The sequence below is a fragment of the Pseudomonas sp. JL23 genome (assembly GCF_056933585.1).
Map to the genome: position 1 here is coordinate 2,918,313 of NZ_CM167795.1, position 21,391 is coordinate 2,939,703.

21 protein-coding genes are annotated in these 21,391 nt (G+C 59.9%); 14 read left to right on the forward strand and 7 right to left on the reverse strand.

All coding sequences use genetic code 11. The annotated features are described in order from the left end of the window. Window positions 1-16: 16 nt before the first annotated feature. The 6 genes from AC1Z24_RS13620 to AC1Z24_RS13645 all read right to left on the reverse strand — a co-directional run bounded on the left by AC1Z24_RS13620 (window position 17) and on the right by AC1Z24_RS13645 (window position 5,480). The gene (locus AC1Z24_RS13620) at window positions 17-547 is read right to left on the reverse strand and encodes a DUF4142 domain-containing protein (RefSeq protein ID WP_483746078.1); all 531 of its coding nucleotides are present in this window, start codon (window positions 545-547) and stop codon (window positions 17-19) included. Between the two features lie 226 nt (window positions 548-773). Beyond that, a complete protein-coding gene (locus AC1Z24_RS13625; protein WP_483746079.1) occupies window positions 774-1,040 on the reverse strand; it encodes a hypothetical protein in 267 nt (88 codons plus the stop codon). 421 nt (window positions 1,041-1,461) lie between these two features. Continuing rightward, window positions 1,462-2,469: a transketolase family protein gene (locus AC1Z24_RS13630; protein ID WP_483746080.1), complete on the reverse strand. Its 1,008-nt coding sequence runs from the start codon at window positions 2,467-2,469 to the stop codon at window positions 1,462-1,464. After that, window positions 2,466-3,311: a transketolase gene (locus tag AC1Z24_RS13635; RefSeq protein WP_483746081.1), complete on the reverse strand. Its 846-nt coding sequence runs from the start codon at window positions 3,309-3,311 to the stop codon at window positions 2,466-2,468. The genes AC1Z24_RS13630 and AC1Z24_RS13635 overlap by 4 nt, the downstream gene beginning before the upstream one ends. Window positions 3,312-3,335: 24 nt before the next feature. Then, window positions 3,336-4,634 (reverse strand): MFS transporter, encoded by a 1,299-nt coding sequence (locus AC1Z24_RS13640; protein ID WP_483746082.1) that lies wholly within the window; start codon window positions 4,632-4,634, stop codon window positions 3,336-3,338. Between the two features lie 96 nt (window positions 4,635-4,730). Further along, complete coding sequence (locus AC1Z24_RS13645) at window positions 4,731-5,480, reverse strand: SDR family NAD(P)-dependent oxidoreductase (RefSeq protein WP_483746083.1); 750 nt, start codon at window positions 5,478-5,480, stop codon at window positions 4,731-4,733. Window positions 5,481-5,778: 298 nt separating this feature from the next. Between AC1Z24_RS13645 and AC1Z24_RS13650 the strand changes: the two genes are divergently transcribed. From AC1Z24_RS13650 to AC1Z24_RS13705, 12 genes are all read left to right on the forward strand, one after another. Next, a complete protein-coding gene (locus tag AC1Z24_RS13650; protein WP_483746084.1) occupies window positions 5,779-6,696 on the forward strand; it encodes a LysR substrate-binding domain-containing protein in 918 nt (305 codons plus the stop codon). Window positions 6,697-7,127: 431 nt separating this feature from the next. After that, a complete protein-coding gene (locus tag AC1Z24_RS13655; protein ID WP_483746085.1) occupies window positions 7,128-7,841 on the forward strand; it encodes a GntR family transcriptional regulator in 714 nt (237 codons plus the stop codon). Further along, a complete protein-coding gene (locus AC1Z24_RS13660; protein WP_259105208.1) occupies window positions 7,838-8,749 on the forward strand; it encodes a dihydrodipicolinate synthase family protein in 912 nt (303 codons plus the stop codon). Before AC1Z24_RS13655 ends, AC1Z24_RS13660 begins: the two co-directional genes overlap by 4 nt. Continuing rightward, the gene (locus AC1Z24_RS13665; RefSeq protein ID WP_483746086.1) at window positions 8,742-10,259 is read left to right on the forward strand and encodes an aldehyde dehydrogenase; all 1,518 of its coding nucleotides are present in this window, start codon (window positions 8,742-8,744) and stop codon (window positions 10,257-10,259) included. The genes AC1Z24_RS13660 and AC1Z24_RS13665 overlap by 8 nt, the downstream gene beginning before the upstream one ends. Beyond that, complete coding sequence (locus AC1Z24_RS13670; protein ID WP_483746087.1) at window positions 10,256-11,602, forward strand: NAD(P)/FAD-dependent oxidoreductase; 1,347 nt, start codon at window positions 10,256-10,258, stop codon at window positions 11,600-11,602. Before AC1Z24_RS13665 ends, AC1Z24_RS13670 begins: the two co-directional genes overlap by 4 nt. Before the next feature lie 102 nt (window positions 11,603-11,704). Further along, window positions 11,705-12,553: a glycine betaine ABC transporter substrate-binding protein gene (locus AC1Z24_RS13675; RefSeq protein WP_259105203.1), complete on the forward strand. Its 849-nt coding sequence runs from the start codon at window positions 11,705-11,707 to the stop codon at window positions 12,551-12,553. A gap of 96 nt (window positions 12,554-12,649) precedes the next feature. Beyond that, complete coding sequence (locus AC1Z24_RS13680) at window positions 12,650-13,768, forward strand: quaternary amine ABC transporter ATP-binding protein (RefSeq protein ID WP_483746088.1); 1,119 nt, start codon at window positions 12,650-12,652, stop codon at window positions 13,766-13,768. Continuing rightward, window positions 13,765-14,613: an ABC transporter permease gene (locus AC1Z24_RS13685; protein ID WP_483746089.1), complete on the forward strand. Its 849-nt coding sequence runs from the start codon at window positions 13,765-13,767 to the stop codon at window positions 14,611-14,613. The genes AC1Z24_RS13680 and AC1Z24_RS13685 overlap by 4 nt, the downstream gene beginning before the upstream one ends. After that, on the forward strand, window positions 14,610-15,461 hold the full coding sequence (locus tag AC1Z24_RS13690) for an ABC transporter permease (RefSeq protein ID WP_483746090.1): 852 nt from the start codon (window positions 14,610-14,612) through the stop codon (window positions 15,459-15,461). Before AC1Z24_RS13685 ends, AC1Z24_RS13690 begins: the two co-directional genes overlap by 4 nt. Window positions 15,462-15,472: 11 nt before the next feature. Then, window positions 15,473-16,471 (forward strand): 4-hydroxyproline epimerase, encoded by a 999-nt coding sequence (locus AC1Z24_RS13695; protein ID WP_483746091.1) that lies wholly within the window; start codon window positions 15,473-15,475, stop codon window positions 16,469-16,471. Window positions 16,472-16,531: 60 nt separating this feature from the next. Then, window positions 16,532-17,545 carry a GlxA family transcriptional regulator gene (locus AC1Z24_RS13700; protein ID WP_483746092.1) on the forward strand — a complete coding sequence of 338 codons (1,014 nt, stop codon included), beginning with the start codon at window positions 16,532-16,534 and terminating at the stop codon, window positions 17,543-17,545. Between the two features lie 257 nt (window positions 17,546-17,802). Then, window positions 17,803-18,342, forward strand: coding sequence for a glyoxalase superfamily protein (locus AC1Z24_RS13705; RefSeq protein ID WP_483746093.1), 540 nt, complete (start codon window positions 17,803-17,805; stop codon window positions 18,340-18,342). Window positions 18,343-18,421: 79 nt separating this feature from the next. Here the strand turns inward: AC1Z24_RS13705 and AC1Z24_RS13710 are convergent, their stop codons facing one another. Continuing rightward, a complete protein-coding gene (locus tag AC1Z24_RS13710; RefSeq protein ID WP_483746094.1) occupies window positions 18,422-19,300 on the reverse strand; it encodes an SDR family oxidoreductase in 879 nt (292 codons plus the stop codon). Window positions 19,301-19,397: 97 nt separating this feature from the next. Here AC1Z24_RS13710 and AC1Z24_RS13715 point away from each other — a divergent pair, with 97 nt between their 5' ends. Next, the gene (locus tag AC1Z24_RS13715; RefSeq protein ID WP_483746095.1) at window positions 19,398-20,231 is read left to right on the forward strand and encodes a helix-turn-helix transcriptional regulator; all 834 of its coding nucleotides are present in this window, start codon (window positions 19,398-19,400) and stop codon (window positions 20,229-20,231) included. Window positions 20,232-20,539: 308 nt separating this feature from the next. Continuing rightward, window positions 20,540-21,391: an STAS domain-containing protein gene (locus tag AC1Z24_RS13720; protein WP_483746096.1), complete on the forward strand. Its 852-nt coding sequence runs from the start codon at window positions 20,540-20,542 to the stop codon at window positions 21,389-21,391.

Below are 21,391 nucleotides of genomic sequence, written 5' to 3' on the forward strand. Positions count from 1 at the left end.
GTTGCGAGGACGCCCCTTATTCTTTAGCCGCATCCCCACCATGAGCCGCTGCCAATTCCTTGGCTTTTGCCAGATGCTCTTTGAGCTTGGGCAGGGTCTCTTTGGCGAAGGCTTGCAGTTGTGCGTCCTCGCTGCCTGCCGCTTCTTCCTCGAACAGCTTGACCGCTTGTTCGTGGGCCTTGACCTGATTGTTGGCGTAGGCCTGGTCGAAGGATTTGGCGCTGCGCAGGTCAAGAATCATGGTCTTGATTTTGGCCATAACGGTCGGGTCTTCGGAGACTTCCAGCTTTTTGCTTTGGGCGATTTCCTTGAGCTTGTTATTGGCTAGGGTATGGTCTTCAACCATCATCGCGCCGAACGCTTTGACATCTGCGGCGACGCCTTTTTCCTGGGCCAGTTGCCCGGCCTGGATTTCCCCGACACCGGCGGCCGAGGCGTCATCGATGAAGCTGCGCGGGCTTTCTGCGGCGAAGGCGCTGTGGCAGCCAAGGGTAAGTGCAAGCGCCAGGGCGCTGGATTTGAAAGTGTGAGCGAGGTTGTGAGCCATGTTTAACATTCCTTATTGTTGGGCTGGGAACAGCCGTAACGGACGGCATGGAAATGTCGACTGAGGGCGTTTGCGGGGGTTCAGTTTTTTTGGCTGGATGGTTGTCAGGTGGGACCGGCTTCAGCCGGGAAGGCAATGTTGCAGACGATAGAGTTTTATCGAATACACCTGCGCCTTCCCGGCTAAAGCCGGTCCCACCGTTCGACGTTCGCCGGGCGAGCGTGGATTAACCCGCAGGTCTATCGGTCAACCGTACCTCCATCACCTCCAGCACGTCACAACCATCCTGCAATAGCAGGCTTGCCGCATGAGCGATGTGGGTCAGGTCCTGTTCGTCGGGGTCGGGCTTGCGGGCGCCGTCGAGGCATTGCATCAGGTTCTTCACCGCCATCAGGCGTTCGTAGGCGACGCTGTGCAGGTCGCTTAACGGGGCATCGGGGTTGATGAACAGGACGGTATTGCAGGTAGTACTTAACGGTATATAGCGAGTCATACGGGAACATCCATAAGTGGTGATAACTCTGCCGCCGTCTCGTCGCCAAACGAAACAGGGTGGCAGCTGTACGCGGGTTGGCGAACCGGTCCACTTTACCCGGCAGACTCGAAAGTCTCCCGCGCACAGCTGCCATATCAGTGCCCACAGAGAGTGGAGCAACCGAGCTTGCAGCTGTTGCGTAAAATGGATGCGGATCGCCAAATCCGATCGCTGGTATGCAGCGACGGGGCGAATCATAGGGGGGGAGGGGGATTCGGTGCAACCGTCCGACGGCAGCGGCCTGAATTGAAATGATCTTTTTGCAGGCGCTGCCGAACGCTGCGAAAGCGGTGTATCAGACCAACCTCTTTGCAACCTTCGGCAGCTCCTACAGGTTCGGATTGCGGGCAAGCCTCGCGGTAGCGAGGCTGCGTAGTGTTTAAAGCCAGGCTTTTATTCGCGCACTGACTGCACTGGTGGAAATCCCATAACGGTCATGCAACGTCGGCAAGGCACCCGCATCCAGGAAGGCGTCGGGCAGGGCGATCTGGCGGAAGGTCGGGGTTACGCCATTGCGCAGCAATACGCTCGCAACCGCCTCACCCAGGCCACCAATGATCGAGTGGTTTTCTGCGGTGACCACCAGCCGCCCGCTCTTGCGCGCTTCGGCGAGGATGGTCTGTTCGTCCAGGGGCTTGATGGTCGGCACGTGCAGCACCGCGACATCGACGCCATCGGCCTTGAGCAGTTCGGCGGCCTCCAGGGCGCGCATGGTCATCAGGCCCGTGGAAATGATCAGCACATCGTTGCCGGTGCGCAGGGTCTTGGCCTTGCCGATCTCGAATTTGTAACCGTATTCGTCGAGCACCACCGGCACGTTGCCGCGCAGCAGGCGCATGTACACCGGGCCCTGGTGGGCGGCGATGGCGGGGACGGCCTGTTCGATTTCCACGGCATCGCAGGGGTCGACAATCATCAGGTTGGGCATGGCGCGGAAGATCGCCAGGTCGTCGGTGGCCTGATGGCTCGGGCCGTAACCGGTGGTAAGACCGGGCAGGCCGCAGACGATCTTGACGTTGAGGTTCTCCTCGGCAATGGCCATGCAGATAAAGTCATAGGCGCGTCGCGAAGCGAATACCGCGTAGGTCGTGGCGAAGGGCACGCAACCTTCGCGGGCCATGCCGGCGGCGGCGCTCATCAGCAGTTGTTCGGCCATGCCCATCTGGTAGAAGCGCTCGGGATGGGCCTTGGCGAAGATATGCAGGTCGGTGTATTTCGACAGGTCGGCGGACAGCCCGACGATATCGGAACGCTGCTCGGCCAAGGCTGCCAGGGCATGACCAAAGGGCGCCGCGCGCGTGGCCTGACCTTCGGACGCGATGGAGGCGATCATCGCCGAGGTGGTCAGGCGTTTCTTGCCGGTTGCTGCTGTGTTGGCGCTGCTCATTTGTCGCTTCCCCCCTGAAGAATATCCAATGCCACATCCCATTCGTTTTCATCGACGCGAATGAAGTGGGTCTTTTCGCGGTTTTCCAGAAACTCCACGCCCTTGCCCATTTTGGTGTCACAGATGATCACCCGGGGTTGTGCGCCGCTATGGCTGCGGGCGGCGTCAAAGGCGCTGACCAGTGCCTCGATATCGTTGCCGTCAACCCTCTGGGCGAACCAGCCAAACGCCTGCCAGCGATCAACGATGGGCTCGAAGGCCAGGACTTCGCTGGAATGGCCATCAGCCTGCTGGTTGTTCACATCGATGATGGCGATCAGGTTGTCGAGCTTCCAGTGCGAGGCCGACATGGCCGCTTCCCAGGTCGAGCCTTCGTTCAGTTCGCCGTCGGACAGCAGGTTGTAGACGAACGAATCCGAGTGTTTGCGCTTGAGCCCCAGGCAGGCGCCAACGGCGATGCCCAGACCGTGGCCGAGGGAGCCTCCGGTGATTTCCATGCCGGGGGTGTAGGCGGCCATGCCGGACATGGGCAGGCGGCTGTCATCGGTGCCGTAGGTTTCCAGTTCGTCGAGGGGGATGACTTCGGCTTCGATCAGCGCGGCATACAGGGCGATGGCGTAGTGACCGATGGACAGGTAGAAACGGTCGCGGCCTTCCCACTCCGGGTCATGGGGCTGATAGCGCAGGGCGTGGAAGTAGGACACGGCCAGCAGGTCGGCAGCGCCCAGGGCCTGGCCGACGTAGCCTTGGCCCTGCACCTGGCCCATGCGCAGGGCATGGCGACGAATGTTATAGGCGCGCTGCTTGAGTGCAGGCCCTTGGTTAGCGGCTGTAGCAGTCATGGTGATTACTCCGATGTCTTCGTCTTAACGGTTGACCGAGGCGGCTGGAATGCGCAGGACCAGCAGGACCCCGCCACACAGCACTGCGGTGATCAGGTACATGCCCAGAGCGCTGGAGCCGGTGCTGGTGGTGATCCAGCCGATCAGGTAGGGCGAGCAGAAACCCGCGAGGTTGGCGAAGCTGTTGATCCCGGCGATGCCCGCCGCAGCCGAAACGCCGCCCAGCAAGGTGGTGGGCAACATCCAGAACAGCGAGGATGCCGACAGCACACCCGATGCGGCCAGGCACAGACTCAGCACCGACAGCAGCAGGTTGCCGCCGAGCAGCGCCGCCAGGGTCAGGCCGATGGCTCCGGCGATCATCGGAATGATCAGGTGCCAGCGGCGTTCGCGGTGCTTGTCGCTGCTGCGGCCCATCAACAGCATGGCGACGATGGCGCACATGTACGGCAGGCTGGTCAGCAGGCCGATATGCAGCGGGTCGGAGACCCCGGCGTTACGGATCAGAGTCGGCAGCCAGAAGGTAATGGCGTACTGGCCCATGACCACGCAGAAGTAGATCCCGGCCAGCAGCCACAGGCGCCGGTCACGCAGGAACTCGGCAGGGGAGGCGTGGCTGACCTTGCGGCTGTTGTCCTCGGCCAGTTCCTTGTTGATCAGCGCCTTTTCATCGTCATTGAGCCAGGTGGCCTGGTGCACGCCGTCCTTAAGGTAGGCCAGCACCAATAGGCCGACGATCACGGTGGGGATGGCTTCGATGACAAACATCCACTGCCAGCCCGCCCAGCCATGAAAACCGGCGAATTTGGCCATGATGAAACCCGACAGTGGGCCGCCGATCATTCCGGACAGGGGAATGGCGACGAACCACAGCACCGTCATGCGCGCCCGGCGATAGGACGGGAACCAGTAGGTCAGGTACAGCAGCAGCCCCGGTGCCAGGCCCGCTTCGGCGATACCGAGGAGAAAACGCAGACCATAGAACTGCCAGGCGGTCTCGACGAAGGCGAACAGCGCCGAGATGATCCCCCAGGAAATCATGATGCGGGCGATCCAGCGCCGCGCGCCGACCTTGTGCAGGATCAGGTTGCTCGGCACTTCGCAAAGAAAGTAGCCAAGGAAGAACATCCCGGCGCCGAGGCCGTAGACGGTTTCGCTCAGGGCCAGGTCGTTCATCATCTGTAGTTTGGCGAAGCCGACATTGACGCGGTCCAGGTAGGCGCACAGGTAGCACAACATCAGGAACGGCATCAGGCGCCACGCGGTCTTGCGATAGGCGTTGGAGCGGACGGTGACGACCGCTTCCAGGGACAGGGTTGTCATGATGGTCTGATCTCTTTGTTTCTATTGGCAGCTGACGGCTGCAACGTCGATCGGAACAGCGCCAGCCTCATGAGCCGGCGCGCATACATCTGTGGATCAGTGGATCAGCATGCCGCCGTTCACGTCCAGGGTGATGCCGGTCAGATAGGAGGACAGGTCACTGGCCAGGAACAGCGCGGCGTTGGCCACGTCCTGGGCGGCGCCAAGGCGGCCCAGGGGGATGCCGTCGATAATGGCGTGACGGCGCTCATCCTGCATCAGGCCGCCGGTGATATCGGTCTGAATCAGGCCGGGGGCGATGGAGTTGACCCGCACATTGTCCGGCCCCAGTTCCCGTGCCATAGCCCTGGCCAGACCCAGTACACCGGCCTTGGCCGCGCTGTAGTGCGGGCCGCCGAAGATACCGCCGCCACGCTGCGCCGAGACCGAAGACATGCAGACGATGCTGCCGCTGGCCTGCTGGCGCATCAGCGGGATCACCGCCTGGGACATCAACAGGGTGCCACGCAGGCTGACGTCGAGGACCTTGTCGTAGTCGCTGCGGCCGATATCGACGATCTTCAAGGGTTGGGTGATGCCGGCGTTATTGACCAGTATGTCGATGCGGCCGAAATGTTCGCTGATCTGGCGCACCGCCTGACTGACCTGGGCTTCGTCGGCGACGTTGGCGGCCAGGCCGAGATGTTCAGCACCCAGGGAAGCGGCGGCGTCACGGGCAGCGGATTGATCGAGATCGAGAATGACTACCCGGGCGCCATGGGCGGCGAAGATGGCGGCGGTGGCACGGCCGATACCGCGAGCGGAAGCGGCGCCGGTGATGATTGCAACTTTGCCTTGAAGCAGCATGAGGGTTACCTCGAATTGTTTTTATTGGGATGCGATTCGGGGTCAATCCTGTGCCGGGGGCAGGGGCTGAGCAATAACGCAAAAGTCATTGGGTGCTGAAAAAAATTCAGCTCTCAAAGGGAAGCCCTATCTTTTGTGGGACCGGCTTCAGCCGGGAAAGGGCCGGTGCATACAACACATTTGCGTCGTCTGAACCAGGGTCTTCCCGGCTAAAGCCGGTCCTACAAGGCGTACGGCGTTTGCCGGGTCTTATTCGCTCAGGTAGTTTGGTAAAAAAATAACAACGGAGCCGCTCTCCATGCGCACACTCACCGACGCCCCGCAAATCCTCCCACCCCTGAGAGCAATTCAGGCCTTCGAGCAGACCGCACGTTTCGGCAACGTGGCCCGTGCCGCCGAAGTGCTGGATCTGACACCCTCGGCGGTCAGCCATCAATTGGCCAAGCTGGAAGGCATGATCGGTCGCCAGTTGTTCGTCCGTGCGGCCCGTGGCGTCAGCCTGACGCCGGTGGGGGAGCAGTATCTGCGGGAGATTTCCGGGATCCTCCATAGCCTGGCCGTGGCCACCGAGCGCGCCGGCAGCGATGCCGCCCTGGATTGCCTGCGTCTGCACTCGGCACCGAGTTTCGGCCTGCTCTGGCTGATGCCGCGGCTGGAGGCGTTTCGCTTGAGCCATCCGGATATCCAGATCAATTTGTCGTGTTCCTACGAGCCCCGGCATTTCAGCCGCGACAAGATCGACGTCGATATCCGCCATGGCGTGCCCGACTGGCCGAGCTATGAAGTGCGCACCATCTGCAACGAATCCTTCGCTGTCCTGGCCTCGCCCAAGCTGCTGGCGCAACGGCCGATCAGTGAGGCTGCCGACCTGCTGCACAGCCCTTTGATTCTCTCGGAAACAACGCTACTCAAATGGCCCGACTGGTTTGCCCAGCACGGCCTGGCACGCCCGGAGAAACCCTATGAACTGAGCTTCGACCGTTCCTACATGACCCTGGAAGCCGCCAGCCATGGCCTTGGCTTTGCCCTGGAAAGCTCACTGTTGGCGCACAAGTATTTGCTTTCAGGGGAGCTGGTGGAAGTGGCGCCCGAGGCGTTGAGCGCACCAGTGGCAGCCCATCACCTGGTCTTTCCCCGGGCCCATTCCAGCTTTCCTCGGGTAAGGCGCTTTCTTGAGTGGATGGAGAGTGAGTTGGGGCATGGGTTCAGTTATTAAGCAGGACCTGATGTGCTTTTTGTGGGACCGGCTTTAGCCGGGAAGAGGGCTGTAGATTCAGCCTATCTCTGTTGTCCGAGCCATGGTCTTCCCGGCTAAAGCCGGTCCCAGACTATGTCTCCCTAAAAACCATGTCGCGAACACACACCACTCTGTCGGGCAGAAACAACCATCCCCTGATCGCCCCGCACCGGTCATCGCCGCGCCTATTCAAAAAACGACAAGCCACTTTCCTGTAAACGACCACGTGATTTCTCCACTGAAAACTAACTCCATGAAAGCAAAGGAAAAATAAAAATACACTCGGTGTTTTTTACGTATTTTCAATGTATACATAAGAAATACATTCTATTGACCGCCCTATAGACCCATGCGAATCTGCATCCATCGGCCAGCCACAAAGCGTGGCTAACAACCTCCGGAGGTCGTTTGTGAAAAACGGCAAAAGCACTCTTTACGAAGACTTGAAGCGCCAGATCCTGACCATGGAGCTGGACCCTGACGAAGCACTGGACGAGGTCATTCTCAGCGAACGCTACGGTCTGTCCCGTACCCCTGTTCGCGAAGTGTTCCGGCGTCTGGCGGGGGAGGGTTATCTGGATATTCGCGAGAACCGCGGTGCCCGGGTCATCCCCATGAATCATTCGACACTGCGCAACTTCTTTCTGGTTGCGCCAATGATCTATGCCGCGATCGGTCGCCTGGCCGTGCAGAACTTCAAGCAGCGCCAACTGATCGAGTTGAAGGAAACCCAGTACCGTTTTCGCAAGGCCACGATCGATCGTGACGCCCTGGCGATGGCGGTGGAGAACACCCGCTTTCACGCAATCATGGGCGAAATGGCCGGCAACCAGTATCTGCAGCCGAGCCTGGAACGCCTGCTGATCGACCACGCCCGTATCGGCTACACGTTTTTCCGGCCGAACAACGAGCAGATGGAAGAGCGCCTCGATCAATCGGCCGGGCACCACGACCTGTTCATCGAGGCCATTGAGCGGCGCGATGAAGGTTCAGTAGTAGATCTTGTGTTTGAACATTGGGAACTGTCCCGGGAAGACATGGAAATGTATATCGCCCCGCAAGGCCTTAAAACCGATGCGCGTGTCGATATTCCCGGTCATTCATCTTCGGAGAAATCGTCTTGAGATTTGAAGGTATTTACACGCCTGCGGTAACGCCTCATACCCCCGATGGGGAAATAGACTGGAGCGTCTTCAGCGAAGTGCTGGAGTCTCTGGTCGAGGCGAAAGTGCATGGCATTATCATCGGTGGTTCCACCGGTGAATATTATGCGCAGACCGCCGAAGAGCGCCTGAAACTGGCCGCCCGGGCCAAGGACGTGATCGGCTCGCGCACTCAGCTGATCATCGGCACCGGTGCCATTCGGACCGAAGATGCCGTGCTGTTCGCCGAAGATGCCAAGCGAATCAAGGCCGATGCCATTCTGGTCACTACGCCGCCGTACGCGCTGCCGACCGATCAGGAAAACGCCATTCACGCCCTGACCATCGATCGCGCTGCCAATATGCCGATCATGCTTTACAACTATCCGGGCCGCATGTGCGTGCAGATGAACGAGGACTATCTGGCGCGCGTCGGCAAGTCGAAGAATGTGGTCGCCATCAAGGAAAGTTCCGGTGAGATGGGCCGCGTGCACCTGCTGGCCCGTGAGTTCCCGCACATCGCGCTGTCCTGCGGCTGGGACGATCAAGCTCTGGAGTTCTTTGCCTGGGGCGCGCGCAGCTGGGTCTGCGCCGGTTCCAACTTTCTGCCCAAGGAACATATCGCGCTGTATGAAGCCTGCGTGGTCGAGAAGAACTTCGACAAGGGGCGCCAGATCATGTCGGCCATGATGCCGCTGATGAATGCCCTGGACGGCGGCAAGTTCGTGCAATGCATCAAGTTTGGCTGCGAATTGAACGGCCTGAAAGTCGGTGATGTGCGTGCCCCGTTGCGTCCGTTGAACGCGGATGACAAGCGCAGCCTTCAGACCGTCATCACCAACGTGAAGCGCACCGTCGCCCACATCACCTCGGGAGCCAGCCATGCGTGATCTGCTTACTGCGGCCGAATATGCCGCCATCGCCCAGTCGATGTCGTACCCCTCCAATGCCTTTATCAACGGCTCATTCAAACCGGCGTTGTCGGGCAATACCTTTGCCACGATCAACCCGGCGACCGGTGAGTTCCTCACCGATGTTGCGGCCTGTGCCAGCGAAGACGTCGACTATGCCGTGGGCAAAGCCAAGGAGGCCTTCGACGATGGCCGCTGGCGGCTGCTGGCACCGGGCGAGCGCAAGGCCGTGCTGCTCAAGTTCGCCAAATTGCTGGAAAACAATCGCCATGAACTGGCTGTGCTGGAAAGCCTGGACAGCGGCAAACCGGTGCGTGAGTGCCAGATGGTCGATGTACCGGACACCATTCATACCCTGCGCTGGCATGCCGAAGTCATCGACAAGCTGTATGACCACACCGCACCGGTCGGCAATGATGCCCTGACCATGGTCGTGCGTGAGCCTATCGGTGTGGTCGGTTGCGTGTTGCCGTGGAACTTCCCGCTGCTGATGCTAGCCTGGAAAATCGGCCCGGCCTTGGCGTCCGGGTGCTCGGTGATCGTCAAGCCTGCCGAGCAGACCAGCCTGACCACCCTGCGTGTCGCTGAACTGGCCTTCGAAGCCGGTGTGCCAGCGGGCGTGCTGAATATCGTTACGGGCACCGGCAAGGCGGTGGGCGAGCCCATCGGTCTGCACAAAGACGTCGACATGATCAGCTTCACCGGTTCGACTGCGACCGGCCGCCGCTTCCTGCATTACTCGGCGGATTCGAACCTCAAGCGCGTGGTGCTGGAGTGTGGCGGCAAGAACCCGGCCGTGGTCATGGACGATGCCGAAGACCTGGATCTGGTTGCCGAGCACATCGTCAATGGTGCGTTCTGGAATATGGGCGAGAACTGCTCGGCCACCTCGCGTCTGTTGGTGCACGAGTCGGTCAAGGACGAGTTGCTCGAGCGCATGGGTGCTTATATCCGCGAATGGAAAATGGGCGACCCCCTCGACCCGCAGAACCGTGTCGGCGCTCTGGTCAGCAGCGATCACTTCGAGAAAGTGAAGTCCTACCTCGAATACGCCATTGCCGGGAAACTGGACGTGGTCTACGGCGGTGATACTCAGGGCGGGGCTTTCGTACAGCCTACCGTGATCGATGGCGTGGACCGTGACAGCCGTCTGTTCCAGGAAGAAATCTTCGGCCCGGTACTGTCGGTCACGACGTTCACCTCGATTTCCGAAGCCATCGCCCTGGCCAACGATACCGCTTACGGTCTGGCGGCTTCGGTCTACACCGGCAGTCTGCGCAAGGCGATCAAGCTGGCTCGCGAGATTCGCGCCGGGATCGTCACCGTCAACTGCTTCGGCGAAGGCGATGCCTCGACGCCGTTCGGTGGCTACAAGGAGTCGGGCTTCGGTGGTCGCGACAAGTCGGTGTTTGCTCACGACCAGTACACCGAAATCAAAACCATCTGGATCGATGTGTCTGATCGGTCGGTTGATGAGACCGTAAAATGAGCACCCACACCATCAAGCGTCTGCCGGTAGACACCGGGGTTTCAGGCTGGGAGGCGACTTCCACGCGCACGGCTCCCATCCACATGCTTGATGGGGCCGTGACGGCAGACTGGCTGATTATCGGCGCCGGTTTCGCCGGCCTGTCCGCAGCGCGCCGGTTGGCTCAACTGCGGCCCGGCGAGCGTATCGTGGTCGTCGATGCCCACGAAGTTGCCAAGGGCCCGGCAGGGCGCAATTCCGGCTTTATGATCGACGTGCCACACAGCCTGTCGTCGGGTGAATACTCGGTGGCGGGGGAGTCGGCCACGGCACTGGAAATTGCCCAGAACCGCTTCGCCATTGGCTTTGCCGGGCAGGCTGCGCTGGAGTACGGCATGTCCGCCGGGACCTTCGACCCGTCGGGCAAGATCAACGCAGCGGCAACCGATCGCGGCGATAAGCTGAACATCAACTACGCCGCTTCGCTCAAGCGTATTGGTGAGCGTTTCGAGTTGTTCGATGCCGCGCAGATGCGCGAAATCACCGGCTCAAACTATTACCACGGCGGGCTCTACACCCCCGGCGCGGTGATGATTCAGCCGGCGCAATATATCCGCGACCTGGCCGCCGGGCTTGGGGACAAGATCAGTCTGTTTGAGCGCTCGCCGATCATTGAGCTGTCCCGGGTCGGCAACGACTGGCGTGCAGTATCCCATCGCGGATCGGTCACGGCGCCGAAGGTGATCCTGGCGGTGAACGGCCATATCGAAGACTTCGGCCATTTCGGCGGGCGCCTGCTGCATGTCTTCACCTATGCGTCCATGACTGCGGCTTACAGTCATGAGCAGTTCGGCCAACCGGTCACCGGCCAGCCGAACTGGGCCTTGCTGCCCGCTGACCCGATGGGCGCCACAGTACGCAAGATCACCCACGAGGGGTTGTCGCGGATCGTCATTCGCACCCGCTTCACCTACGACCCGAGCATTCAGGTCACGCCCAGGCGCGTTGCTGAAGTCGCCGAGGAGCAGCGCCATTCTCTGGACTTGCGCTTCCCCGAGCTGAAATCGACGCCGCTGGAATTCAGCTGGGCAGGGCGCCTGTGCCTGAGTCGCAACAGTGCTCCGGCATTCGGTGAGATAGAAGACAATCTGTACTCGGCCTGCTGTGAAAACGGCCTGGGTACAGTCAAGAGCACCTTGGCGGGCGTGATGGCCGCCGAGTTGGCAACGGGAACTCAGTCGCCGTTTCTCGATGAGTTCAACCGCGCACCAGGGCCCAGCAAACTTCCACCCAAAATAATTACCCAGCTGGGTGTCAGTTCCGTCATCCGCTGGCAAGAGTTGCGAGCGGGGCGCGAGGGCTGATTAATGAGTTGCACAACTGCTTATAAAACCAAGGGCTTTTATTAACGAATCGCCTACATCCAGTTGTAATTACGTAACTGTATTAACTACCAGGGGAATGCCATGAAGAATATGTGGAAGACACTCTGCGCCGTCGCGGTGGCGGGCATGATGAGCGTATCGGTTCAGGCGGAAGAAAAAACCATCACCATGGGCACCATGAACTGGGAAGATTTGACGCCCATTACCGGTATTACCAAAAAGGTCCTTGAGGACTCTGGTTATACCGTAAAAGTTGTCGAGTTCTCCGAGTGGGGCATTGCCTATGCCGCGCTGACCAAAGGTGACGTGCAGGTGCTGGCATCGCAGACCGATTACGCCGCCTCGGATTACTGGAACAAGAACAAGAACAAGATCGAGAAGTTGTCGCCGGTCTCGTTCGGTCTGTACCAGGGTCTGGCCGTGCCCAGTTATGTCGATATCGACTCCATTGATCAGTTGAACGCCAACTCGGAAAAACTCGGCGGCAAGATCATCGGCATCGAGCCGGGTTCGGGCTTGATGAGCGATGCGACCAATGTGGTCAAGGCTTACGACCTCAAACTCAAGCTGGTCGAGGGCAGTACCACCGCCATGACCGCCGCCTTGAAGTCGGCTGTGGATCGCAAGGAGTGGGTAGCGGTAACGGTCTGGGATCCATCGTGGATGACCAAGAAATATGACCTGAAATTCCTTAAGGATCCCAAAGGCATCTTCCCGCCGCTGCAAGGCTACTACTGGATCGGTCACAAGGGCTTTGCCCAGGAAAACCCCCGTGCCCGTGAGTTGATGGCCAGTGTTTATGTACCGATTGGCGATATCACCGCGATGAACGCCGAAGTCAAGGATGGCAAGACCATGGATCAGGCCGTCAAGGCCTGGACTGACAGTCACGCTGATTTGCTCAAGCGTTGGGAAAACGTCAAGAACTAAGCACTTACTTAGAAAAGCAACTTGCTTGTGCGCCACTGCTGCCGCCCTTTTGATCAATTAGAGAAACCAGAAGTTACTGGTTCGACGGGTTACGAAATGACAACGGCAAAAATTGACACTAACGAAGTGCTGGTAGATTGCCAGTCGGTCTGGAAAATCTTTGGTGAAAGTGCACCTGCGGCGATGAAAGCTGTCGTCGAGAAGGGCCTGACCAAGACCCAGATACTGCAAGACTACAGCTGCGTAGTCGGGGTCTCTGACGTCAGTCTCCAGGTTCGCCGGGGAGAAATCTTCTGCATCATGGGGTTGTCAGGCAGTGGCAAATCCACCCTGATCAGGTTGCTCAACAAGCTGATCACACCCAGCGCCGGCAAGGTCCTGGTCAAAGGCAAGGATCTTTCCTCCCTGAGCCCCGCGCAGTTGCGCGAGGTCCGGGCCAAACATATCGGCATGGTCTTCCAGAGCGTTGCCTTGCTGCCCAATCGCACCGTGTTGGAGAACACTGCGTTTGGTCTGGAAGTGCAGGGCGTCGGCAAGGCCGAGCGCTACAAGGTGGCGGAGCGCGCGTTGGCCAAGGTCGGGTTGACCGATTGGGCTTCGCGTTATCCAAACGAATTGTCCGGCGGCATGCAGCAGCGGGTCGGCCTGGCCCGAGCCATTACTGCGGATCCTGAAGTGATTCTGATGGACGAGCCCTTCAGCGCTCTGGACCCCTTGATCCGTCGGCAACTGCAGGATGAATTCCGCCAGTTGACCAAGGAACTGGGCAAGTCGGCAGTGTTCATTACCCACGACCTCGACGAAGCGATTCGTATCGGTGATCGCATTGCGATCATGAAAGACGGCGTGATCATTCAAGTCGGTACAGCTGAAGACATCGTGCTCAACCCGGCCGACGATTATGTCGCCGAGTTCGTGGCAGGGATTTCCCGGCTGCACCTGGTCAAGGCCCATTCGGTGATGACGCCGCTGGAGCCGTTTAAGGCTGCCAACCCTGGGTGCGATGTCTCGCGCCTGATCAAGACCACGCCGGGCGCCGATATCAACGAGCTGATCGGCCTGACCATGAAGTCCGAACGCGACGCCCTGGCAGTGGTTGATGCCGGTGCGGTGGTCGGCATCATCACCTTGCGTGACCTGTTGCGCGGCGTGCAGGGGATTCCCAACGAGTTCGCAGCGACGTCGACAGCTGCGGTGCTGGAGGCATCGGCATGAGCACGCCTGACTTCTCCAGCCAGTTCGATGGGGTGGTCGACGCGAGCCTTGAGTGGCTGGGCGACCATGGCGAATTCTTCTTCGACTTTGTCAACGCGCTGCTGTCGGGCGGCTACAAGAGCATCCTCTGGTGCATCGCCTATCCGCCGTTCTACGTCATCGCTGCGCTGATCGCCCTGATCGGCTGGCGCATGGTCGGCCTGCGCTTTGCCATTCTGTCCGGTCTGGCCTTGCTGTTCTGCGCTTTGATCGGCCTGTGGACCGAGACTGTCAGCACCCTGGCTCTGGTCCTGACGGCCACGGTTATGGCGCTGATAGTCGCCATTCCCCTGGGCGTGCTGGCCGGCCTGGCGCCGCGCTTCGACCGTTTGGTCGATCCGTGCCTGGACCTGGTGCAGACCATGCCGCCCTACATTTACCTGCTGCCAGCAATTGCCTTGCTCGGCTACGGCCCGGCCACCGCGCTGTTGGCGACTTTCATTGTCGCGCTGCCACCGGCCCTGCGCCTGACTTCCCTGGGTATCCGCATGACGCCCAAGGAGTTCATCGAACTGGGTCAAGCCAGTGGTGTGACCGGTTGGCAGATGTTCTACAAGATCCGCCTCCCGTTTGCCCTGCCGAGCATCATGGCCGGGGTCAACCAGAGTCTGATGATGGCCTTCGGCATGGTGGTGATCGCCGGGATCGTTGGCTCCGGCGGCTTGGGCGAGTCCATCTACGGCGCAGTGCGCACCCTGGATATTGCCAAGTCGATCAACGCGGCCATGGCCATCGTGATCCTGACTATGATTCTCGACCGCCTGGCACAAAGCGCTGCGCAATCGCGTAAAGGAGCAAGCCAATGACTGTGGCCGATATCCGTTTCTCGCCGGGTGAGTTCCTGGCCCCGGCGGTGGACTGGCTCAATGCCAATCTGCATGATTTTTTCCTGATCATCAGCCGTATCATCGAAGCGGTACTGGGTTTTGCCGAGAGCCTGCTGCTGGCGCCGCACCCGTACGTGTTGATGGCGATTATCTTCGCCGCAGCCTGGCTGCTGGCGAACAAGCGCGTGGCGGTGTTTGCCGTGCTGATGTTGGCGTTCTGTCTGTTCTCCGGACTGTGGGTGGCGTCGATGCAGACCATTGCTTTGGTCTGTGTCTCGGTGCTGATCTCGGTGACCATCGCCTTCCCCTTGGGCGTGCTGGCGGCACGGGTCAAACGGGTCGACGAGGCGTTCCTGCCGATCCTCAACATCATGCAGACCGTGCCGCCGTGGGTGTATTTGATCCCTGCGGTGATCCTGTTCAGCCTGGGCCGGGTGCCGGCCATCATCGCCACCATCGTCTATGGCATCCCGCCGATGCTGCGCCTGACCACTTTGGCATTCAAACAGCTGCCCAAGGACCTGCTGGAACTGGGCCAGGCCAGCGGTGCTTCGCCACGGGACATCCTGTTCAAGATTGAACTGCCGACAGCCGCGCCGACCCTGCTCGTAGGCCTGAACCAGTGCATTCTCATGTCCCTGGCCATGGTGGTTCTGGCCGGCCTGGTCGGTGCCGGCGGCCTCGGCGCGGAGGTCACACGGGGCCTGTCGCGCATGGAAATGGGCCTGGGGCTGCGTGCGGGCCTGGCCATTGTCGCCATCGCCTTGTTGCTGGACCGCTTGTCCCGGGGCGCGTTGCAGCGTCACTCCCCACGCAAGCTCGTTTGAGAGACTGAATCATGAGGCGCAGCTTTTTCTGTATCGACTCCCATGCCTGCGGCAACCCGGTGCGGGTCGTCGCCGGTGGCGGGCCCTTGCTGCCTTCGGTGTCCATGGCCGAGCGGCGTGAGATTTTTGTCCGCGATCACGATTGGGTGCGCACGGCGCTGATGTTCGAGCCCCGGGGCCACGACATCATGTCCGGGGTGATCATTTATCCGTCGTCCCGTGACGATTGCGATTTCGGCGCGCTGTTCATCGAAGTCAGTGGCTGCCTGCCGATGTGCGGCGCGGGGACCATCGGCCTGTCCACCGTGGTGATCGAAGAAGGTCTGGTGACGCCGAAAGTGCCGGGCAAGCTGGCCATCGAGACCCCGGCCGGGCGTGTGGACGTGGATTACACCTTGGGCGGTGAGTTCGTTGAGTCGATTCGTTTGTTCAACGTCGCCAGCTATCTGCACAGCGCCGATGTCGCAGTCGAGGTGCCCGGTGTCGGCAGCTTGATAGTGGACATTGCCTATGGTGGTAACTTCTATGCAGTGGTCGAGCCCCAGGCCAACTGGGCAGGGCTTGAAGGTTTGCAGGCGGCGGATATCGTCGGTTTGAGCCAGAAACTGCGCACGGCCCTGGCGGCGATCAGTAATCCGGTGCACCCGGAGAACGAGCGGATCAGCGGCGTGCACCACGTTATCTGGTGTGACAAGCCCCAGAGCAGCACGGCTCACGGGCGTTGTGCGGTGTTCTACGGCGACAAGGCGATTGACCGCTCGCCGGGTGGCACAGGCACCTCGGCACGCATGGCGCAGTTGTATGGCAAGGGGCGCCTGAAAGTGGGCGATATCTATCGGCATGAGAGCCTGATCGGCACGATTTTCGAGGGCAAGGTGGAGGCGGCGGTACAGGTGGGCGATTTTGAGGGGATCAGGCCGAGCATCAGTGGCTGGGCCCAGGTTACCGGGCACAACACCATTTTTGTCGATGATAAAGACCCGCTTGCCCATGGCTTTCAACTGGCATAATCGGCGTTTCGTGCGGGCACCGGCTAACTGTTCGTTACTACAAGAAAAGCGAGACGAGCATTGAACGAGCGACGCCAATTCAGTGGTGGCATGAAGGGCAAAAACCTTCGCTATGTCGAAGAGGGCCCCAGGGAGAGTACGCAACAGGCCCGGGCCGGTTTTCTCTTGCTCGAGCACTTCTCCCTGCCGGCTTTCACCCAGGCGCTGGACACTATCGTCACGGCCAATCTGTTGCGCCCGCGCCTGTTTTCCTCGCGCACTTTCGGCCTTGCCGAGGGTGAAGTGATCAGCGACCTGGGTCTGGTGATTCGCCCGGACGCGCAAATCAACCTGGAGGCCGTGCGCAATCTCGATCTGTTGGTGATCTGCGGCGGTTACCGCACCGAACTCAAGGCCAGCGATGACCTGATGCACCTGCTGCGTACTGCCGCCGAATTGGGCGTGACCCTGGCAGGGTTATGGAATGGTGCGTGGTTCCTCGGCATGGCCGGGCTGCTGGAAGGCTATCGTTGCGCGATTCATCCGGAACACCGCCCGGCGCTGGCGGAAATCTCCAGGGTGACCCATGTCACCAGCGAGGCCTTTGTCATCGATCGCGACCGCCTGACCGCATCCAGCCCGGCAGGGGCATTCCATATGGCGCTGGAGTGGATCAAGGGGCTGCACGACAAGGCCTTGATCGAGGGTATTGAAGACATCCTCTCCTTCGAGGAGTCACGCTACCGGCGGATCAATCCTTCCCGGCATATCTCCATGAGCGCGCCGCTGCGCGAAGTGGTCAAGCTGATGGAGGCGAATCTGGAAGAGCCGCTGGAGATGGAGCAACTGGCGGTATACGCGGGCCGTTCGCGACGCCAGGTCGAGCGGCTGTTCAAGGAACAACTGGGCACTACACCCCAGCGTTATTATCTGGAACTGCGCATTACCGAAGCGCGGCGGCTGCTGCAACATACCGAATTGTCCCAGGTGGAAGTATTGGTGGCCTGCGGCTTTGTTTCACCGAGTCATTTCAGCAAGTGCTATAGCTCGTACTTTGGTTATCGGCCTTCGCGTGAGAAGCGTTTGGTCAAATGATTAACGGGGTGCGGGATTCAATGTGGGACCGGCTTTAGCCGGGAAGGCGCCTTCCCGGCTAAAGCCGGTCCCACAAGGGAAATTGCTCGTCGGGAAAATTGTGGCTAGTATCAGCCCCGGCCGATACAGCCAGCTGCTCGCACCCGCAAGGGACGGTGAATGTATCCTCAGGCTTGCGTCGAATCCCTTCGTCCATAGCGAATGTGTCGGTAACGCGAGCCCCGGATCTACGTTCGCTGTACGAAGGATTGATTCATATGCGCAGCTTCCTCGATGCCAAGGCCATGGCCAAGGCACTCAAGCAACAACTTTCCGATCTCGATCTGCCTATCACTCACAGCCAGGCGCTGGAGTTGGTGGCAAAGCAATTTGCCCTGGATAGCTGGAATGTTTTGGCGGCGCGGATTGCTCAGGATGTCGACGCCAAGACTGTCGGCTTCACCCAGACAGCCCCGGTGTTCCGCAGTTTCGATGCACTCAAGGCCAAGGAATTCTACCTGGGTTTTTTGGGCTTCAAACTGGATTGGGAACACCGCTTTGGCGATAACTTCCCCCTCTATATGCAAGTCTCCCGGGCGGGCCTGGTCCTGCATCTGAGTGAGCACCATGGCGATGCCAGCCCCGGTGCCACGGCCTTTGTCAGCATGCGCGGGGTCGATGACTATCAGCGCGAACTGGCGGGCAAGGACTATCAGTTCATGAAGCCCTCGGTTCAGACGCTGGACTGGGGCAAGGAGATGATGGTCACCGATCCGTTCAGCAATCGCATTCGCTTCTGCGAGCTTTCTGACGACTAGCGCTATCGCGTGATCAAGCGCGACTCGGTGTGAGATTGCGCAGGTTTTGTGTTGTTTGATAAGAGGCCGGCTGCGGGCGTTACATCGCCGCCAAATCCTCAAACAGGCTCGGCCCTGTTGGTTGCCAGTTCAGGCGCTGGCGGGTCAGGGCGCCCGAGGTGGACATATCCTTGCCGACAAAGGCCGCCATCCAGCCAAAATGCTCCGTAGCCTGTACCGCCGTTGTCGATGCCACGGGCAGGCCAAAACGCTGGCCGATGGCTTCGGCGATCTGGCGGAAGGGAATCGCCTCTTCGGCGGTAGCGTGGTATCGGGCGCCGGGCTGGTTCTTTTCCAGGGCCAGGCGAAACAGTCGCGCAGTGTCAGATATGTGTGCGGCCGTCCAGTTGTTGAGCCCCTCGTCGACGTAAGCCGAGACGCCGGTCCTGCGGGCGACTTCGATCACGTAGCTGACAAAGCCCTGTTTGACGGTGTCGTGGATCTGCGACAAACGCATGACCGATACATTGACGCCACGCTGAGTCAACTCTGCGCCTGCCAATTCCGAGGCCACGCGAGGGTTGGGGTGTTCCGGGTTGAAGTAGTCCTCAGTGGCAACCAGCCCCGGTCCGGCCGAGCCGATCGGCGTGCCGGAAGTGATCAACAGCGGACGGTCGGAGCCTTCCAGTGCTGCGCCCAGGGCAAGGATGGCCCGGCGATCCTTCTGGCAGTTCTCGACGAAGTGGGCGAAGTCATGATCGAAAGCGGTATGGATCACGCCGTCGCACTGTGCGGCGCCGCGTTGCAGGCTGGCAAGGTCTTCGATGTCACCGCGAAAGGCCTCGGCACCGATTGCAGCCAGGGCCTCGGCGCCCTTGTCCGAGCGGGTCAGGCCAAGTACCTGATGGCCGCCACGGATCAATTCCTGGGCCACCTGAGAACCGACAAAGCCTGTGGAACCGGTAAGAAATACGCGCATGGGTCTATTCTCCGTTTGCTGGAGGGCCAGCTTGCGCTTAGGCTTTATCCTGTAAAAGCAGTGTCCTTATCAGGGTATAAAAACTAACAGGATCAGCATGCCGGACGCTTCAGACAACTCGCTTGGGATCTATCTCAAGGACTACCGCGGTCGTATCGACCCGGCGACCTTCGGTTTCTCCAGTTCGCGTCGACGCACGCCGGGCCTGCGTCGGGAAGAAGTCGCCCAGCGCGCCAATATCAGCCCGACCTGGTACACCTGGCTGGAGCAGGGGCGTGGCGGCGCGCCGTCCAAGGAGGTGCTGAACCGCATCGCCGAGAGCCTGCTGATGACCGCGCCCGAACGCGAACACCTGTTCATGCTTGCCTTCGGTCACCCGCCTGAGGTGATCTATACGGTGCCGGGCGGGGTGACGCCACGCTTGCAGCGCCTGCTGGATCGCTTTGAAGTCAGCCCGGCAATCATCAAGACCGCAACCTGGGACGTACTGGCCTGGAACCGCGCCGCTGCCGTGGTCCTGACCGACTACAGCATGCTGCCGGTGGAGCAGCGCAATATCCTGCGGCTGATGTTTTCCAATGCGGGAGTGCGGGCCAAGCAGGACAACTGGCTGGGTATGGCGCGTTTTGTGGTCGCGGCCTTCAGGGCTGATGCCATTCGTGCGGGGGCTGCCTCGCAGGTCAACCGCCTGGTCGAAGAGCTGTGTCAGCTCAGCCCGGAATTTGCCGCCTTGTGGCGTGACAACGACATTCGTGTGCACGGCGAGGGCACCAAGCGCCTGCAACACCCGATTCTCGGCCCTCTGGAGCTGGAATATTCTTCGTTTGCCGTAGATGGGCGTCCCGATCTGGGCATGATCGTATACAACCCGGCTTCTATTGTTGAAGAAGAGCGCATCCGAGCATTGATCAATAAATCAGCGAGGCCATAACCGCTTTTACAAATTGCCTGACGCATGCAGATGCTACGATTTTAGTGCCCTGCGGTCGATGGATTGGTGTATGGCATGAGGCCATGCACGTCATGATCCGAGCGATAATTTCCTTGTATCAATTTCCGTTGTTTCGGTCACACTTGCCTATCTTTTTAAGGGCTTTTTAGTGAAATATCAGGCATTTTATGGCTATTTGGCTGCGTATTTTTCGGTGCGCGTTGCCAAATGAATAGTTTCTCCAAGCATATTTAATAACAAACGGCTTGCCGCCAGGCTAGGTCTGTACACCTTCAGGAGTTGGATTAATGGCTACATTGCAGCAGCGCACTATTGAGGCTATGAAAAAATCCGAAACCTCATTGGCTTCGGACTGGCTGGCCAATCTGGAGGCCAGTGGAGCCACGCGCAATCTCAAAGGTGAGGAGCTCAGGCAGCAGATCGCTGATTTCCTGCATCTGCTGTTGGCCGCATTTTCCAGCGGTAGCCATCAGAACCTGGCCGACAGCGTCTGGAACGATGCGCGCCTGTTCCTGGAGAAGCTTTCCCAAAGCCGCGCCCAGGCTGGCCAGGATTCGCAGCAGACCGCCAGTTTCATTTTCTCGCTCAAGGGCCCGGTATTTGCACTGTTGCAACGTGAATACAGCGACGACCGTGCTGATCTGGGCGAACAACTCTGGGTTGTCTCCGAACTGTTGGATACCCTGGGGCTGCACACCATCCGCACTTTCCAGAAGTCCCGGGAAGCGGTCATCAAGCGTCAGCAGGAAGAGTTGCTGGAGCTGTCCACCCCGGTGGTCAAGCTGTGGGATGGCGTACTCGCCCTGCCAATGATCGGCACCCTGGATTCACAGCGAACCCAAGTGGTGATGGAGTCCCTGTTGCAACGTATTGTCGACACCGGTTCGGAAATCGCCATCATCGACATCACTGGCGTACCGACCGTGGATACGCTGGTGGCCCAGCACTTGCTCAAGACCGTCACCGCCATTCGTCTGATGGGCGCTGATTGCATCATCAGTGGCGTGCGTCCGCAGATCGCCCAGACCATCGTGCACCTGGGGCTCGATCTGCAGGGTGTAGTCACCAAGGCCAATCTCGCCGATGCGCTGGCGCTGGCGCTCAAACGTCTGGGTATCACTGTCAGCAAGGCGGTATGA